8 protein-coding genes are annotated in these 18,897 nt (G+C 64.7%); 6 read left to right on the top strand and 2 right to left on the bottom strand.

Features of this window, described 5'->3' with window-relative positions:
- The first annotated feature begins 16 nt into the window (after positions 1-16).
- Positions 17-355, top strand: a complete 339-nt coding sequence (locus AU072_RS02345) for a hemophore-related protein (protein ID WP_064412221.1) — start codon at positions 17-19, stop codon at positions 353-355.
- A gap of 56 nt (positions 356-411) precedes the next feature.
- On the opposite strand, the gene AU072_RS02340 is transcribed toward AU072_RS02345, so the two are convergent.
- Positions 412-1,671 (bottom strand): glycosyltransferase, encoded by a 1,260-nt coding sequence (locus AU072_RS02340; RefSeq protein WP_064412220.1) that lies wholly within the window; start codon positions 1,669-1,671, stop codon positions 412-414.
- 628 nt (positions 1,672-2,299) lie between these two features.
- Between AU072_RS02340 and AU072_RS02335 the strand changes: the two genes are divergently transcribed.
- Positions 2,300-9,970 (top strand): non-ribosomal peptide synthetase, encoded by a 7,671-nt coding sequence (locus tag AU072_RS02335; RefSeq protein WP_064412343.1) that lies wholly within the window; start codon positions 2,300-2,302, stop codon positions 9,968-9,970.
- A 32-nt stretch (positions 9,971-10,002) separates the two neighbouring features.
- On the opposite strand, the gene AU072_RS02330 is transcribed toward AU072_RS02335, so the two are convergent.
- The gene (locus AU072_RS02330; RefSeq protein ID WP_064412219.1) at positions 10,003-10,869 is read right to left on the bottom strand and encodes an SDR family NAD(P)-dependent oxidoreductase; all 867 of its coding nucleotides are present in this window, start codon (positions 10,867-10,869) and stop codon (positions 10,003-10,005) included.
- A gap of 257 nt (positions 10,870-11,126) precedes the next feature.
- On the opposite strand from AU072_RS02330, the gene htpG reads away from it, so the two are divergent.
- The 4 genes from htpG (at position 11,127) to AU072_RS02310 (ending at position 18,836) form a co-directional block, all read left to right on the top strand.
- Positions 11,127-13,052, top strand: coding sequence for a molecular chaperone HtpG (gene htpG / locus AU072_RS02325; protein ID WP_064412218.1), 1,926 nt, complete (start codon positions 11,127-11,129; stop codon positions 13,050-13,052).
- Between the two features lie 95 nt (positions 13,053-13,147).
- Positions 13,148-15,028, top strand: a complete 1,881-nt coding sequence (locus AU072_RS02320; RefSeq protein WP_064412217.1) for an ABC transporter ATP-binding protein — start codon at positions 13,148-13,150, stop codon at positions 15,026-15,028.
- 41 nt (positions 15,029-15,069) lie between these two features.
- Positions 15,070-16,995, top strand: coding sequence for an ABC transporter ATP-binding protein (locus tag AU072_RS02315; protein ID WP_064412216.1), 1,926 nt, complete (start codon positions 15,070-15,072; stop codon positions 16,993-16,995).
- Positions 16,992-18,836 (top strand): ABC transporter ATP-binding protein, encoded by a 1,845-nt coding sequence (locus tag AU072_RS02310; RefSeq protein ID WP_064412215.1) that lies wholly within the window; start codon positions 16,992-16,994, stop codon positions 18,834-18,836. The genes AU072_RS02315 and AU072_RS02310 overlap by 4 nt, the downstream gene beginning before the upstream one ends.
- Positions 18,837-18,897 lie beyond the last annotated feature (61 nt).

Below are 18,897 nucleotides of genomic sequence, written 5' to 3'. Positions count from 1 at the left end.
GGGGAAGGATCAGCACATGCCCGAACTGTCGTTGACCAAACTGACTACCGCAGTCGGCGGGATGGCGCTATTGCTGACCGCTGGGACAGGAGTCGCCTCCGCGAATCCGGACTACGGACCACTGATCAGTACAACCTGCAGTTATGAGCAGGCGATGGCGGCGATCCACGCGGAGAATCCCATGGCTGCGCAGTACCTCGACGCCTCCCCGCCGAACCAAGAATTTCTGCGTTTGTTCCTCTCGTCATCACCGGACCAACGGATGAACCTGATCAAGCAGGTGGAAAACAATCCAGGCGCGGCTGAGGCCTTTCCGATCATCCAACAGATGTTCGCTAGCTGTCCGAACTACTGAGTCAAGTCTAATTGCAGCGACGCGTAACCCGAGTGCCGTCCGAGAGCCTCCTGGCCTCACGAGGTCGCGCATCCGCGGCGGGCGGCCTCTTCGTACAAGTCAGCCGCATTGTGGAGGCTAGTTGCGGGCGGAATCATCCGGGAGGCAAGTCCGCGGGCCCGGATGGCGTACTGCGGAGTCAGAACACGACGAAGATCGGCAAGGAGAGACTTTCGACTGATTGCCGAAAACCGCCTACTGGTACCAACTTTCAGGCGTCTTACCTGATTTCCCCAATAGGGTTGATCGGCCGAGCTCCAGAGAATCACCGTCGGGGCGCCAGCCCGCAGGCTTGCGGCGGTAGTTCCCGAGCCGCCGTGGTGGACCACCGCTCGGCATGCCGGGAAAACCTTCGCATAGTTGACTGGGCCGACCACCTTGACGTTTCGGGAATCCGGAACGGCCGCATAGTCGGTCCCGCCGAAACACACCAACGCCCGCTCATTCAACTGTCCGCACACCGTAGCGATCATCCTCACCAGGTCGGCGGGGGACGTGACTGGGATGCTGCCAGTGGCGAAGCAGATCGGCGGTGATCCGTCGGCGATCCACGATCGAACCTCCTCGTCCACTTCCGACTCCAACTCCAACGTGAGGGCGCCCACGAACGGCCGACGGCTGACCGTGCTGTCCCATTCACGCGCCAAGCCGGGTACACACGCGTCGTCATAGGCTTGGATCTCAAGCGACCCGCGAGCCGCGAACCGATGCGGCGAGGGTGCTGTTGCCCTGGGCAGACCTAGCTCACGACGCTGCTCATCCTCGACCTCTCGTGTCGCCCGCCAGAACATCCATTCAGACGCCGCACCGCCCCAGCGGACCAACGGTGATGGAAGGAAAGGAATGAGTTGGCCATTAGCCCGCATCGGAAAGTGGTGCAGCGCAACCAATGGAATGTCGTAATGCTCAGCTACGTTCGCCGCCGCTTGCTCGAAATTGATACCGGTGGAGAGCACGTCAACACCTTTTGCCAGCGACTTCAATGTGGCGCTCGTGTCTTCCCAGTCTCGGATCAACGGGGCCCATATTTGTTGCACAGATCTGACCGGATTTCGGAGGAAGTTCGTCCAGAAATTCCGCACGAACTCTGCGTTCAGGAGGTCGTTGACGACAGGTCCGTACGGGACCGCGGCAACTCCTGCTGACTCGACGAACCCCATCAGGTCGGGCGGCACGGCAAGGCGTACGGTGTGTCCTCTGCGCTGTAACTCGCTCCCGACGGCGAGGGACGGCTCGACATCACCGCGACTGCCGTAACACGCAAAAGCGAATTCCATAACTAGGTTCTAGCCACTTCGACGCCATATTTGGCCGCTTTGGGCGCCGACCGTCGCAGGGTGGGGCTGGAGGGCCGGAGGGGGACAGCACGGCGAACCGTCTGCTGTCCAGCAACGACGACGCACGGCCCACCGAAATCTTCTGGAAAGGAAATAGAATTTTTACTCGGCCGTCGATATCGGGCGATAAACCGCTTCGACACAGAAAAACCTCCAGTAAAGAGTTCAAAAAGACGGATTCATCGGAGTCGCCTGCCGTATGTTTGCGGTAAGCCCTCTCAGCCAGGAGAACCCAAACAACCGACGCCGCGAACCCAAGCTTTTTCGTCTAGTTTACGACGAGGAGCGCACCGCCTATGGCCAGCTGTTATCTAACGCGCCACGGCTCGGGTCGGCGTGACCACCGTCAGGCTTCCGATTCTGATCACCGCGGTTGTGTCCTGGTGTGTGGACGGTTCGTCGAGGCGTCGAGATCTATAGATATCGAACCGGCCAGCGCACCTTCTTCGCCCAAATCGCTGACCATCGGCGCTTTTGGTCGGACGATGAGTAAGGGGAGTCAGCTTCGCCGACGACGACCACGTGTCGCCGGGGGGCTGTGGACGACGTGCAGTCCGGGGGAGGACACATGACGGCTGGAGCGGATCGGCGGTTGATGTCGATCGATGCGCTGGACGGAACCGAGCATGACCTGCTGGCTGAATGGGGTAACCGGGCGGTTCTGGCCGAGCCACCAAATTCGTCGGCACCGATCACGTCCCTGTTCGCCGCACAGGTAACCCGCACCCCGGACATGGTGGCATTAGTCTGCGGCGACAAGTCTTGGACGTATCGCGAGCTGGATACGGCATCCGACGAGTTCGCCAACCTCCTGGCAGCCGAGGGCGCGGGCGCAGGCGAGGTCGTTGCGCTGTTCTTTCAGCGCTCCGCCGAGGCGATCGTGGCCATCTTGGCAGTGCTCAAAACCGGGGCGGCTTATCTTCCGATCGACCCCGCGTATCCCAATGCGCGAATAGATTTCATAGTCGGAGACGCAGAGCCGATAGCGGCAGTTACGACACGCAAGCTGCGCCAACGTCTGGCCCGAACACGGCTACCCGTCGTCGCCGTCGACGACCCCGCCCCTCCTCGCCCCCAAAGGCTGATGTCCGGACCCTCGCCTGAAGATCTCGCCTACATGACGTACACCTCGGGCACTACCGGGGTTCCAAAGGGCGTGGTGGTCACTCACCAGAATGTGACCTCACTGGTCTCGTCACTTCACCGGGATCTTCCAACGGGGGCAGGGAAAACGTGGTCGCAGTGGCACTCGCTGGTTTTTGACGTCTCGGTGTGGGAGATCTGGGGTGCGCTGTTACAGGGTGGCCGATTGGTGGTGGTTCCGGATTCGGTGGCCGGTTCACCGATTGATCTGCACGAGCTGCTCGTCGCTGAGAATGTGACCGTTCTATGCCAGACCCCTTCGGCAATGGGCATGTTGGCGCCGGAGGGCTTGGAGTCGACGGCCCTGATCGTGGCCGGCGAAGCCTGCCCGACCGATCTGGTCGATCGCTGGGCGTGCGGCCGCCTGATGATCAACGCCTACGGCCCGACCGAGACAACGATCTACGCGGCCATGAGTGCACCGTTGGTACCGCATTCAGGCGTAGCGCCCATCGGCTCGCCCGTGCCGGGCGCCGCGCTGTTCGTCCTCGATCGATGGCTACGGCCCGTGCCGATCGGCGCTGTAGGCGAGCTGTATGTGGCCGGTCGGGGCGTCGCGTGCGGATATGTACGGCGGGCGGGTCTGACGGCGTCGCGGTTTGTGGCATGTCCGTTCGGCGGGCCCGGCGCGCGGATGTATCGCACCGGTGATCTGGTCCGCTGGACCGACGATGGTCACCTGCTCTACCTGGGGCGTGCCGATGAGCAGGTGAAGATCCGTGGCTACCGAATCGAGCTCGGGGAGATTCAAGCGGCCCTGTCCAAGCTGGACGGGGTCAACCAGGCGGTCGTGATCGCGCGCGAGGATCGGCCCGGCGACAAGCGGCTGGTGGGTTATATCACCGGAACCGCCGATCCGGCCGGTTTGCGCAGCGCTCTGACACAGACCCTGCCAGCCTACATGGTTCCCGCAGCCATCGTGCTGCTGGACGAGCTCCCGTTGACGATCAACGGCAAGTTGGACAAGCGTGCTCTCCCCGCACCGACCTACGTGTGCAACCATGCGGCCTACCGCGGTCCGGGCACCCCGGTTGAGGAGATTTTGGCCGGGATCTACGCCGAGGTGCTCGGTGTGGAGCGGGTTGGGGTCGACGATTCGTTCTTCGATCTGGGTGGCGACAGCATCTTGTCGATGCAGGTGGTGGGTCGTGCTCGGGCGGCGGGGTTGTTCTGCCGGCCGCGCGACATTTTCGTCGAGCAGACGGTGGCGCGTCTGGCGGCGGTGACCAAGGTCGTCGGCGGGGAGGCCGCGGTCATCGATGAGGGCATCGGCTCGGTGGTGGCGACGCCCATCATGCGCTGGCTGCGCGAGATCGACGGCCCGACCGAGGAGTTCAACCAGACGCTGGTGGTGCAAGCCCCCGCGGGCGTGGGTGAGGCCGATGTCGAAGTGGTGCTGCAGGCGCTGCTGGATCGGCACGCGACATTGCGGTTGCGCGCCGAGGACGGTGGCGACGGGTGGTCGTTGGTCGTGCCCGAGCCCGGCGCGGTGCAGGCGCGCGATCTGGTGCAGGTCGTCGACGCGTTGTCCGATGAGGCGTTGATGGCGGCGCGGTCGCGGCTGAACCCGGGTGCGGGGGTGATGCTCAGCGCGGTGTGGATGCCGGACGCTGCTCAGCTGGCATTGGTGATCCACCACCTGGCGGTGGACGGGGTGTCGTGGCGCATCCTGCTCGAAGACCTCAACATCGCCTGGGCGCAGCATCACAGTGGTCAGCCGACCGAGTTGCCCACGGGGGGAACATCTTTCGCCCGATGGTCATCGCTGCTGGCCGAGCATGCCGGTGCGGCCGACGTCGCGGGACACGCCGAGACGTGGCGGCAGGTGGCCTCGACTGCGGCCGCACTGCCGGCGGTGCAGCCCGAGACCGACACCTTCGCCACCGCCGGGCGTCTGACCGCGTCACTGGACGCGGCGATCACCCAACCTCTGCTGGGGGAGGTGCCCGCGGCGTTTCACGCTGGCGTGCAAGACATTCTGTTGATCGCGTTCGGGCTGGCGTGGGCGGAATTTCTGGAAACCGCCGGTGCGCCGATCGGCATCGACGTCGAGGGCCACGGCCGCAACGAGGAGTTGGCCGCCGATGTGGACCTCTCCCGCACGGTGGGGTGGTTCACCACCAAGTATCCGGTCGCGCTGACCGTCGGCCGCGGGGTGTCGTGGGCGCAGGTGGCTGCCGGTGATGCCGCGTTGGGTGCGGTGATCAAGGAGGTCAAGGAGCAACTGCGCGCCCTGCCCGACGGTTTGACCTACGGCCTGTTGCGCTACCTGAACCCCGATGTAAATCTCTCGGGTCCGGATCCGGTGATCGGGTTCAACTATTTGGGACGTCTGGGTGCTGGCGCCGGTGAGTTGTCCGAGGAGCTGTGGCGGATCAGTGCCGACAGTTTGGCGTGGGCCGACGTGGCCGGGGCGGTGCGGATGCCGTTGGTGCACACGATCGAACTCAACGTCGGCACCATCGACACCGCCGATGGCCCGCAACTGCAGGCGGCCTGGGCGTGGGCCCCCTCAGCACTCGACGAAGACAAAGTCCAGCGGCTGAATCAGTTGTGGTTCGAGGCCCTGGCCGGCATCTGCGCCCACGTGAACAACGGCGGCGGCGGGCTGACCCCCTCAGACCTCGCCCCGGCCCGACTCACCCAACAACAGATCGACGAACTCACCCGCCGACACAACCCCGCCGACGTCCTACCCCTGACCCCTTTGCAGCAAGGACTGCTCTTCCACGCACGACTCGGGCAGGGTTCCGGTGACGATATATACGCGGTGCAGCTTGAAATCGCGATAACCGGGCCACTCGACTCGCGCCGGTTGCGCGAAGCGGTGCAGACGGTGGTCCATCGCCATCCAAATCTGGCGGCACGCTTTTGCGAACAGTACAGCGATCCGGTGCAAGTAATCCCGGCCAACCCAGTTGTTCCATGGCGGTATCTCGACCTTCGCTGGGACGATCGCAGGTCCAACTCGGAATTGGAGCAGTTGTGCGCGGCCGAACGTGCCGCGGTTTGCGAACTGACCGATCGGCCGCCCATCCGTGCGGCGTTGATCCGCACCGGAGACAACGATCACCGATTCGTGCTCACCAACCACCACATCGTCCTTGACGGTTGGTCGAAGCCGATCCTGCTGCAGGAGATCTTCGCGACGTACTTCCAGGAACGGCTTCCGGCACCGGCGCCGTACCGGCGGTTCATCACTTGGCTGACCTCACAGGATCGTGTTGCCGCACAAGCGACGTGGCGCACATTGTTCGAAGGGTTCGACACACCGACGCTCATCTCACAGTCGGCTCACCCGGGGCCGCGAAGCGAACGGTCCTTCCACCTGTCAGCTGCGACAACCCAAAACCTCGGCGATCTGGCCCGTACTTGCCACACCACCGTCAACACCGTGCTCCAAGCCGCATGGGCACAGCTGCTGATGACGATCACCGGCAACCACGACGTCGCGTTCGGCACCGCGGTGTCGGGACGCCCGGCTGATCTGCCCGGCGCTGACTCGATGGTCGGGTTGATGATCAACACCGTGCCGATGCGCGTACGCATCGACCCGGACATGGCCGTCGCCGATATGCTGGATCGACTCCAGAGCGTGCATAACGACACGCTTGAGCACGAGCACTTGTCGCTCAACGAAATTCATCACGTCACCGGACACGATCAACTTTTCGACACGGTTTTTGTGTACGAGAACTATCCCATCGACGTCGCAGGATTGCTGGGCGTCCGGGAGTTGGCCATCACCGAATGCACCGGCCGTGAGTACAACCACTACCCGCTCTCTGTGGTGGCGATACCTGGCTACGAGTTGAGCCTGCGGGTGGAATTCGACGCCGGCGTATTCGACGAATCGCTCATCGAGACGTGGATCGAACGGTTCGAGCGGGCGCTGGTAGCGATGACTTCTGATCCAACAGCGCAGGTCTCATCGATGGACCTCCTCGAGGGCAGCGAGTATGACCAGCTCGATGAGTGGGGCAATCGGGCGGCGTTATGCGATCCGCAGCCGATACCGCCTTCGATCACGGCGCTGTTCGAGGCGCAGGCGTCGCGCGAGCCTGATGCGATAGCACTGACGGCAGAAGGCCGCTCGCTGACTTATAAGCAGTTGGACGAGGCTGCGGTTCGGTTGGCACGCGTACTGGCGGCGCAGGGTGTAGGGCCCGGCCAGCGCGTGGCGCTGTTGTCCGAGCGATCGGTTGAGGCTGTGATCGCGGTCTTGGCTGTGCTGAAGACGGGAGCGGCCTATCTGCCTATCGACCCGACGGTGCCGGCGTGCCGCTTGGAGTTCATCCTCGAGGATGCGGACCCGATGGCGGTGCTGACTACTACTCAAATGCGCTCGCGGCTCGATGGATTGGATCGTCCGGTCATCGATCTTGAGGCGCCGGACGACGGTCTGGCCGACGACGTCACTATGACGAAGCCGGCCCCTGAGGATTTGGCGTACATCATCTACACCTCTGGGACCACCGGAGTCCCCAAAGGGGTGGCGGTGACCCATCGGAATGTCACGCAACTGATGGCGTCACTGGATGCGGGTCTAACGCACCCGGGCATCTGGCCGCTATGCCATTCCTTGGCGTTCGATGTCTCGGTGTGGGAGATGTGGGGTGCATTGCTGCATGGCGGTCGACTGGTCGTTGTCCCTGAACGCGTGGTCAGCTCGCCCGCCGGCTTTCGCGACGTGCTGATCCGCGAGAGTGTCACCGTTCTCACTCAGACGCCATCGGCGGCGGCGATGCTATCGCCTGAAGGTTTGGAGGGTACGACGCTGGCGGTGGTCGGCGAGGCTTGTTCGACGTCGGTGGTAGACCGCTGGGCACCAGGCCGGGTGATGATCAACGCGTACGGTCCGACGGAGACCACCATGTGTGTGGCCATAAGCGCGCCGTTGGCGGCGGGTGAAGGCGGTGTGGTCCCGATCGGTTCGCCCGTTCCGGGGGCCGCAGTGTTCGTGCTGGACTCCTGGCTGCGCCCAGTGCCCGTCGGCGTCGTGGGTGAGCTATATGTGGCTGGTGACGGGGTCAGCGCCGGTTATGTGGGCCACCCTGATCTGACCGCGGCGCGGTTTGTGGCATGCCCGTTCGGGCAGCGGGGTGCGCGGATGTACCGCACCGGTGACCTCGTGCGATGGGGCCCGGACGGGCAACTGCAGTACCTGGGCCGAGCCGACGAGCAGGTCAAGATTCGCGGCTACCGCATCGAACTGGGTGAGGTCCAGGCTGCGCTCGCCGGCCTCGCCGGCGTCGACCATGCGGCGGTCATCGCGCGCGAGGACCGCCCGGGTGATAAGAAGCTGATCGGCTACATCACCGGCGACGCGGATCCGGTTGACCTTCGCGCTGAGCTCGCCGTCCGGCTACCGCAGTACATGGTGCCGGCGGCGATCATCGTGCTGGATTCGCTACCCCTGACGGCCAACAACAAGGTGGATATCCGAGCACTGCCGGCACCGGACTACGGGAACGCCGTGCAATACCGTGCTCCGTCCAGTGCGGTCGAGGAGATCATTGCGGGTGTCTACGCCCAGGTTCTGGGTGTAGAACGGGTTGGCGTCGACGATTCGTTCTTCGATCTCGGCGGAGACTCGATTTCGGCGATGCGGGTGACGGCGGCTATCAACACCGCCCTCGAGGCAAACCTGGCCGTACACACGTTGTTCGATGCCCCGACCGTCAGCGGCCTGAGTCACCGGCTTGAGACGGGGGAAGCACCAACGGACAGCGTCACCGCCGCGCTGTTCGCCGCGGTTCATGGGCGCGGGGCAACGGAGGTTCACGCCCGTGATCTCACGCTCGACAAGTTCATCGATGCCGAAACTCTGGGCGCCGCCCATGCCTTACCTGGCCCTAGCGCTGAAGTGCGGACGGTCTTGCTGACGGGAGCAACCGGTTTCCTCGGGCGCCACCTGGCTCTAGAGCTGCTAGAGCAGATGGAGCGCGTTGACGGCAGGCTGATCTGTTTGGTGCGCGGCCACTCGGACGAAGATGCCCGCCGGCGCCTCGAGAAGACCTTCGACAGCGGTGACCCCCACCTTCTGCGGCATTTTCATGCGCTAGCGGCACAGCATCTCAAGGTAGTCGCGGGCGACAAAGCTCAACCCAACCTCGGCCTAGCGGAAAACGTGTGGCGGCGGTTGACCGAGAACGTCGATCTGATCGTCGACACGGCGGCCCTGGTGAACAGCATCCTGCCGTACAACGAATTGTTCGGCCCGAACGTCGTAGGCACCGCGGAGTTGATTCGCTTCGCGCTCACCTCCAAGCACAAGTCATATGCATTCGCGTCGACTGCCGACGTGAGTAAGCAGATCGAGCCATCGTCATTCACCGAGGAAGCCGACATTCGCGTCATCAGCCCGACTCGAACTCTTGACGGCAGCTTCGCCAACGGATACGCCACGAGCAAGTGGGCCGGCGAGGTACTGCTACGCGGGGCACACGCCCTGTACGGGCTGCCCGTCTCGGTGTTCCGCTGCGACATGATCATGGCTGATACGAAATACGCTGGGCAGCTCAATATCTCGGACCACGCGACCCGATTGGCGCTCAGCCTCGTGGCCACCGGTGTGGCACCCGGCTCGTTTTACCGGCGTGACGCCGCGGGAAATCGGCAGCAAGCGCATTTCGATGGGCTACCCGTCGATTTCGTTGCCGAAGCAATCGCGACGCTGAGTATCCAGCTGTTGGACGGGTTCGAGACCTATCACGTGATGAATCCGCACGACGACGGAATCGGTCTCGACGAATACGTCGACTGGCTCGTCGAGGCCGGCTATCACATCGAGCGCATCGACGACTTCGATGAGTGGCTGCACCAATTCGAGAGTGCGCTCCGGGCCCTACCTGATCTGCAGCGCGAGCACTCTGTACTACAGATGCTGCTGGTGTTGCTGCACGGCATGAAGATACTGGAACCGCCAGAGCCGACACGCGGTGCTTACGGGCCAACCGATCGATTCAGGGCCGCGGTGAGGGAGGCCAAGATCGGTCCTGACAAAGACAACCCGGACATCCCTCACGTTTCGGCGCCCGTCATCGTCAAGTACGTCACGGACCTGGAACTACTCGGATTGCTCCAGACTGCCTGACAAACCCGAATTCAATTCGAGCCGACGGCAATTCAACGTTGACGAATCAGGCTGGGCGCACGCCGAGCCTTGTCTACGATGCCCTGGAATCTGTACATCACATCCATGTAGTGAGTAGGAGTGATTCGGGTCAGCAGGTCGAAGAGGTGTGCGTCCGGCCCGACGAGGATCCGCGCCTTGCCGGCCTCCACGCCGCGATGGATTATTTCGGCGGCCTTGTCCGGCTGTGTCAGCGAAGTCGCCGTGAATTCCTCGATCATCGCCTCGCGCGAAAGACCGAGCCCATCAGGGCCTTCGGCGAACCGAGCGTTGCGCACGATGTTGGTGTTCACACCACCTGGGAATACGTTGATGGCTCTTACCCCGGTGCCTCGCAGCTCATGGCGCAAGGAATCGGTGAAAGCACGTACGGCTGACTTCGCCGCGCAGTATGCGCTTTGGTTCGGCACGGCGGCCAAGCCGAAGACACTCGAGGTATTCACGATCGCTCCGTCGCCTTGATCGACCAGGATCGGAAGAAACGCCCGCGTTCCGTTGACGACACCGCGAAAATCAATGTCCCACAGCCATTCATCGTCGGCGGGGTCACCGCCGAGGATTGCGGACGCCAGCACCACTCCCGCATTGTTGAAGACAGCGCCGACCGGCGCGGGTGTCCAGTCACGCACTTCTTGGGCGAAGGACGTCTGGGCTTGCGCGTCACGGACATCGAGGACCCGCGACAGCACGGGGCCCTTCAGACTGGCCTCGGTTTCCTTCAAGCCGGCTTCATTGACATCGGTTATCGCAACCGGGCTGCCGTGAGCGGAGAGCCGCTGAGCCAAACTCCGGCCCATACCCGACGCAGCGCCGCTGATCACCGCTGTGCGGCCGCTGATCGTCAGCTTCGACTTCGTCAACGCTTCTCCTCGAATTTCACGCCGGATGGACGGAACGTCCCCCAATGGTGGAGCCGACGTGTTCGGCCGCGCCCCGCATCACCCTAGCAACGACACGCGCCAAACGCGGCATGCACTTGTCGCTGTTTGCAGGCCCAGCGGACGGGGCCATGGCAACGCCACCGTGGGCAGCCCTGATCGCCATGATCAGTGGTCAAGACCCTCTCAGTAATATGGTTCGCGGACTTTCGCAAACTGGATAGTCAAACGGAGGGCGCATGACTGCTCGTGTCGAGGAGTTGGAGTTTCAGGCAGAGGCCCGCCAACTCCTGGAATTGCTGATCCACTCGGTCTACTCCAACAAGGATTCGTTCCTGCGTGAGTTGATCTCGAACTCGTCCGACGCGCTCGACAAACTGCGGCTGGAGTCGCTGCGCAATAAGGACCTGGACGTCGACACCTCCGACCTGCACATCGAGGTAATCCCCGACAAAGAGGCCCGCACCCTGACCGTCCGCGACAACGGCATCGGCATGACCCACGACGAGGTCGTCGAGCTCATTGGCACGCTCGCCAAGTCGGGAACCGGCCAGCTCCGCGAGCAGCTGCGCGAGGCCAAGAACGCGGCCGCCGCCGAGGAACTGATCGGCCAGTTCGGGATCGGCTTCTACTCGACGTTCATGGTCGCCGACAAGGTCGAGCTGCTCACCCGCAAGGCCGGCGAGAGCCAGGCCACCCGATGGGTCTCCAGCGGCGAAGCCACCTACACAATCGAATCCGTCGACGACGCCCCGCAGGGCACCTCGGTCACCCTGCACCTCAAGCCCGAGGACGCCGAGGACCAGCTGCACGATTACACCTCGGAGTGGAAGATCCGGGAGCTGGTCAAGAAGTATTCCGACTTCATCGCGTGGCCCATCCGGATGGATGTCGAGCGCCGGACCCCGCCGACCGAGGAAGGCGGCGAGGAGACCGCCACGGTCGAGACGCAGACCCTCAACTCGATGAAGGCGCTGTGGGCCAAGTCCAAGGACGAGGTGTCCGACGAGGAATACAAGGAGTTCTACAAGCACATCGCACACGCCTGGGACGACCCGCTCGAGGTGATCGTGATGAAGGCCGAAGGCACCTTTGAGTACCAGGCGCTGCTGTTCATCCCGTCGCAAGCGCCGTTCGACCTGTTCACCCGCGACGCCAAGGTCGGCATCCAGCTCTATGTCCGCCGCGTGTTCATCATGGGCGACTGCGAAGACCTCATGCCCATGTACCTGCGCTTCGTCAAGGGTGTCGTCGACGCACAGGACATGTCGCTCAACGTCTCTCGCGAGATCCTCCAACAGGACCGCCAGGTCACTGCGATCCGCCGCCGGCTGACCAAGAAGGTCCTGTCGACGATCCAGGAGTTGCAGTCCGAGCGGCCCGACGACTATCGCACCTTCTGGACCCACTTCGGGTCCGTCGTCAAAGAGGGTCTCATGTCGGACGTCGACAACCGCGACACCCTGCTGCAGATCTCGTCGTTCGCCTCCACTCACAGCGACGACGAACCCACCACCCTCGCGCAATATGTCGAGCGGATGAAGGACGGTCAGGAGCAGATCTTCTACGCGACCGGACAGTCCCGCGAGCAACTCCTTAAGTCACCGCATCTGGAAGCGTTCCGCGCCAAGGGATATGAGGTGCTGCTGCTCACGGACCCGGTCGACGAGATCTGGGTCGGCTCGGTAACCGAGTTCGACGGGAAACCGCTGCAGTCGGTCGCGCGCGGGGAGGTCGACCTCGACTCCGACGACGACAAGAGCGACGCCGAGCGCGAGGAACAGCAGAAGGAGTTCGCCGAACTGCTCGACTGGTTGAAGGAGACCCTGAGCGAGCACGTCTCGGAGGTCCGGCTCTCCACCCGCCTGACCGACTCGCCGGCGTGCCTGATCACGCCGACCTTCGGCATCACGCCCGCGCTCGCCCGCATGTACCGGGCCTCCGGGCAGACGGTTCCGGTCACCAAGCGGATCCTCGAACTCAACCCGAAGCATCCGCTGGTCGCGGGTCTCCGACAGGCGCACAAGAACAGCGGTGACAAAGCCGCACTGAACGACACCGCCGAACTGCTCTACGGCACGGCTCTTCTGGCCGAGGGCGACCTACCCGACGACCCGGCCAAGTTCGCCGGGCTCATCGCCGAGCGGCTCGCCCGCACCGTGTAAGCGAGTCGCCGAACCTGGGTACCCCCTATGTGCCCTGGTCAGCGGCAGCGGGAAGCCGTTGACCTCATCTATTGTTGAGGTTTTACGGTGATTTCATGAGCATGGAAACGGTCGCGCGGCAGGCGCTCTACCGGCAGTCGCATGCCCGCGGCGGTGACCTGCGGTCGCTGCTGAACGCGGCGTTACTGCGTCGCATCTGGCGCTTCGCCGGGCGCCACCATCCTCGGCTGCGCGCGTTCGTCGCCGTCAGCGTCGTCGCGGCACTCCTCGGCGTCGCCACCCCCGTGCTGGCGGGCAAGGTCGTCGACGCCATCACAGCGGGTTCAGCCCGCACGGTGCTCGTCCTGGCGGTCATCATCGCGGCGGTGGCCATCGCCGAGACCGGCGCCTCCCTCGTGACGAGGTGGCTCTCGTCGACGATCGGCGAAGGTCTGATTCTCGACCTGCGCACCGCGGTGTTCGACCACGTGCAACGGATGCCGGTCGCCTTCTTCACGCGCACCCGAACCGGCGCACTGGTCAGCCGGCTCGGCAACGACGTCATGGGCGCGCAGCGGGCCTTCTCCGACACGCTGTCGGGTGTGGTGTCCAACCTCGTGACGCTCACGCTGACGTTGGTTGTGATGCTGTCGATCTCCTGGCAGGTCACCCTGCTCTCGCTGGTGGTCGTACCGCTGTTCATCGTTCCGGCTCGCCGGATCGGCCGCACCATGGCCCGGCTGTCGCGCGAGGCCGCCGCCCACAACGCGACCATGAACACCCAGATGACCGAACGGTTCTCGGCGCCCGGCGCGACGCTGGTCAAGCTGTTCGGCAATCCCGCGACAGAATCTCGCGAGTTCGCCGTGCGCGCGGGCCGCGTCCGCGACATCGGCGTGAAAACCGCGATGCTGCAGTCGGTCTTCATGAACTCGTTGACGTTCATGTCCGCCCTTGCGCTCGCGCTGGTCTACGGGCTCGGCGGTGCCCTCGCGATCGGCGGCCACCTGCAGGCCGGCGCGATCGTGTCGCTGGCACTGTTGCTGACGCGGCTCTATGCTCCGCTGACCGCACTGGCCAACGCGCACGTCGAGATCGCCAGCGCCCTGGTGTCCTTCGAGCGGGTCTTCGAGGTGCTCGACCTCGAACCGCTCATCGCCGAGAAGGCGGATGCCGTCCCCGTGCCCGCCGGCCCGGTGGCGGTGCAGTTCGACAACGTGCGCTTCTCCTACCCTTCGGCGGACAAGGTGTCGCTGGCCTCGCTGGAGGAGGTCGCCGAGCTCGACATCCGCGGCGGAGATGAAGTGCTGCACGGCATCTCGTTCACGGCGCGGCCGGGCCAGATGGTGGCGCTGGTGGGCTCGTCCGGAGCAGGCAAGTCGACGATCGCCTCGCTTCTCGCCCGGCTCTACGACGTCGACTCCGGTACGGTGACGCTCAACGGCGTCGACATCCGCGACGTGTCTTTCGCGTCGCTCAAGGAGACGGTCGGCGTGGTCACCCAGGACGGGCACCTGTTCCACGAGTCGATCCGGGCCAACCTCACGCTGGCGGCGTCCGACGCCACCGATGACGAACTGTGGGAGGCACTCGACCGTGCCCGGCTGGCCGACGTGGTCGCCGAGATGCCCGACGGTCTCGACACCGTGGTCGGCGAGCGGGGATATCGCCTGTCCGGCGGGCAGCGCCAGCGGTTGACGATCGCGCGCCTGCTGCTGGGCCGATCGCGGGTCGTCGTGCTCGACGAGGCCACCGCCTCGCTGGACTCCGAATCGGAGGCTGCCGTTCAGCAGGCGCTCACCGAGGCCCTCGCCGGCCGGACGTCCATCGTGATCGCGCACCGGTTGTCCACCGTCCGTGCCGCCGATCTCATCCTGGTCGTCGAGGACGGCCGCATCGTCGAGCGGGGCACGCACTTCGAACTGCTCGCCAACCGGGGCCGCTACGCCGAGTTGTACGAAACCCAGTTCGGAGCCCAGGAAACGGCAGCCGCGTGATCGGCCGTTATCCGTTTGCCCCGCATGGGAAGATGGCCTAAGTGGTCGCCCCCGAAATCCAGGCCCTGCGCTCAGCGCCGGCCATCGCCCCGCCACCGCAACGCCGACGCGCGAGCTCGGACCTGTGGCGGATGCTGCCGTACCTGATGCCGTACCGGGCGCGCTGGATCGCGATGGTCACCGTCGCGATCGCCAGCCTCGCCGCCACCGTGTCGATCCCACTGATGACCAAGGCCGTCATCGACGGTCCGGTGCGCCACCAGGACCAGCAGGGACTGTGGCTGCTCGGCACCGCCGCGATGGGCGTCGGCATCACCGAGGCGGTGCTGTGGTTCATCCGCCGTTGGCTGGCGGCGCGCGCGACCATGGGCGTCGAAGCCGACATCCGCAAGGACCTCTACGCCCGGCTGCAGGTGCTGCCGATGAGCTTTCACGGACGGTGGCAGTCCGGCCAGCTGCTCTCGCGAATCATGAACGACCTCAGCACGATTCGTCGCTTCATGTCCTTCGGATTGCTCTTCCTCTTGCTCAACGGACTGCAGATCACCGTCGTGACGGCCATCCTGCTCGCGATGTACTGGCCGCTGGGCGTGGTCGTGCTGGTGTCGATAGTGCCGATCACACTGACCGTCCTGCATTTCCAGCAGGAGTACACCCGCTTGTCGCGGCTGGCTCAGGATCAGGCGGGCCACGTCGCCACCCACGTCGAGGAGTCCGCGCTCGGGCTGCGGGTGGTCAAGTCCTTCGGGCGCGAGGACTACGTCTATGACCGGTTCGACGAACAGCTCACCGATCTCTACGACACGCAGATCGATCGGGTGTCGGTCTCGGCGAAGTTCTGGACGCTGCTCGAAGTCATCCCGAACCTGACCTTGATCGTGGTGCTCGGTTTCGGCGCCTACGCCGCCGGCGAAGGTCACGTCACCCTGGGCACCCTGGTCGCGTTCATCACGATGATGCTGTCCCTGGTCTGGCCGATCGCCTCTCTGGGCTTTCTGTTGTCGATGACGCAGGAGTCGTTCACCGCCGCGAACCGGATCACCGAGATCTTCGATACGCCAATCGATATCGTCGACGGTCCCGTCGACCAACCGCCCAGCGGCGGGCGCCTCGAACTGGACGACGTCGGATTCCGATTCCCGGACTCGGACGATTTTGCGCTGCGCCATGTCACGGTCACCGTCGAGCCGGGGGAGACGCTCGCGCTCGTCGGGTCGACGGGGTCGGGGAAGTCGGTGCTGGCCGCACTGCTGTCTCGGCTGTACGACGTCACCGAGGGATCCATCCGCATCGACGGCGGTGACATCCGCGACCTCACCCTGTCGGCGCTGCGCGAAACCGTGGCCACCGCCTTCGAGGACCCGACGCTGTTCTCTATGTCGGTCGCCGAGAACCTCAAGCTCGGCAGGCCGGACGCGTCCGACGAGGACCTGGCCGAAGCGATCGACGTCGCGGCCGCGGACTTCGTCTACGAGCTGCCGTTCGGCCTGGATACCCGCATCGGCGAACAGGGAATGAGCCTGTCCGGCGGGCAACGGCAGCGGCTGTCGCTGGCGCGGGCGATCCTGGCGGCGCCCAAAATTCTCGTGCTCGACGACACGTTGTCCGCGCTCGACGTGCACACCGAAGCGGTGGTCGAGGAGGCGTTGCGTCGCGTGCTGCACTCCGTCACGGGAATCGTTGTGGCGCACCGAGCGTCGACCGTCCTGCTCGCCGACAAGGTGGCCCTGCTGGAGGAGGGCACCATCACCCACGTCGGCACCCATGCCGAACTGCTGGCGCGGGTGCCGCAGTACCGATACCTGCTGGCCGCCGATGACGAACTCGACGACGGCGCCGAGCGCGCGTGCGCGTGGGAGGACGATCGGGACCGCAGCCGCCTCGACCACGTCGTGGAGGAGCAGGAGGCGGTGCACCGCGACCCTGCGCAGCGACGCTTCGCCGCCTCGGAGGCCGAACGCCGATGACCGCCACCGACACCCCGGATACCGCGACACCAGAATGGCGCGGCAAGTTCGAAGAACAACACGACGACCTCCCGATCGACGAGACCCTCGACCGCCGCCGGGAGGCCCGTTCACTTCTCGGTGACCTGCTGAGGCCCTACCGCTACGCCGTTGCGCTGCTCGCCCTCGTCGTGGTCGTGGAAAACGCGGCACGCCTGTCGGTTCCGATCCTCGTGCAGCGCGGCATCGACCGGGGCATCCCGCCGATCGTCGACGGCGGCCCGGCCCACACACTGCTGATGATCGTCGGCACCCTCGCCCTCGTCGTCGCGGTCCAGGCCGCCAGCAGGATGTTCTTCCTCCGCCGCTCCGGGCGCATCGGCCAGAAGGTGCTTCTGGAGTTGCGCCGCCGGGTGTTTCGGCACTTCCAGCGCCTGGACATCGCCTTCCACGACCGGTACACCTCGGGCAGGGTGGTGAGCCGGTCCACCAACGACGTCGAAGCCATCCAGGACATGCTCGAGACCGGCTTCGACAGCCTGGTCACCGCGGTGCTCACACTGTTCGGGACCGCCATCCTGCTCGTCGTACTCGACTGGCGGCTCGGGTTGATGTGCCTGGGCGCCTTCCCGCTGTTGATCGGGCTCGTGTGGTGGTTCCGGAACGAGTCCGCGAGAACATATCGCCGCGTGCGCGAGAGCGCGGCCCTGGTGATCGTGCAGTTCGTCGAGACGATGACGGGTATCAAGGCCGTGCAGGCCTATCGCCGGGAACCGCGCAACCAGCAGATTTTCGAAGACATCGCCGACCGCTACAAGGTCGACAACGAGCGCACCTTCCAACTGCTCGCGATCTTTATGCCCGGTGTCAAGCTCGTCGGCAACCTCACCACCGGTGTGGTGTTGCTCTACGGCGGCTACCGAGTTCTCAACGGTGAGATGACGATCGGCACGCTGACGGCCTTCCTGCTCTATTTGCGCATGTTCTTCGAGCCGATGCAGGAGATCTCGCAGTTCTTCAACACGTTCCAATCGGCGGCCTCGGCACTCGAGAAACTCGCGGGCGTGCTCGCCCAGCGGCCGGGCATCAAGGACCCGGAGCGCCCCGTCGCGCTGACCGATGTGCGCGGCGAAATCGCCTTCCGCGACGTCCAATTCGAGTACGTCGCCAACCGCGCCGTCCTGCCGGGGCTGACGCTCGAAGTGCCGGCCGGCCAGACCGTCGCGCTGGTCGGCACCACCGGCGCGGGCAAGACCACGATCGCCAAGCTGATCGCGCGGTTCTACGACCCGACATCCGGATCGGTGACACTCGACGGCGTTGACGTGCGCGACCTTTCGCAGAGCGACCTGCGCCGCCATGTCGTGATGGTCACCCAGGAGAACTTCATGTTCGACGGAACCATCGCCGACAACATCCGGTTCGGCCGACCCAACGCGACCGACGCCGAGGTCGCCGCGGCGGCCGAGGCCGTCGGCGCCGACCGTTTCATCGCGGCACTGCCCGACGGTTACGACACCGACGTCGCCAAGCGTGGGGGTCGGCTCTCGGCGGGTCAGCGGCAACTCGTCGCGTTCGCGCGGGCGTTCCTCGCCGACCCGGCAGTGCTGATCCTCGACGAGGCCACTTCATCGTTGGACATCCCCAGCGAGCGCATGGTGCAGCGAGCGCTCGAGACTGTGCTCGCCGACCGGACCGCCTTGGTCATCGCGCACCGCTTGTCGACCGTGCAGGTCGCCGACCGGGTGCTGGTGCTCGAGCACGGGCGCATCGTGGAGGACGGTGCGCCAACGGATCTGATCGCCCGCAGCGACGGCCACTATGCCGCACTACACCGCGCGTGGGTCGAGTCGCTGGCCTGAGACCCGCCGCCGAAACTGAAGATATCCGCGAGGCCGGCGCGAAACTTCGCGCACAAGTTCA

Origin of the sequence: Mycolicibacterium novocastrense, assembly GCF_001499835.1 — a bacterium.
Taxonomy (GTDB): domain Bacteria; phylum Actinomycetota; class Actinomycetes; order Mycobacteriales; family Mycobacteriaceae; genus Mycobacterium; species Mycobacterium novocastrense.
The sequence above is the reverse complement of the archived record's forward strand: the minus strand, read 5'-3'. Positions and strand labels throughout refer to the sequence as shown.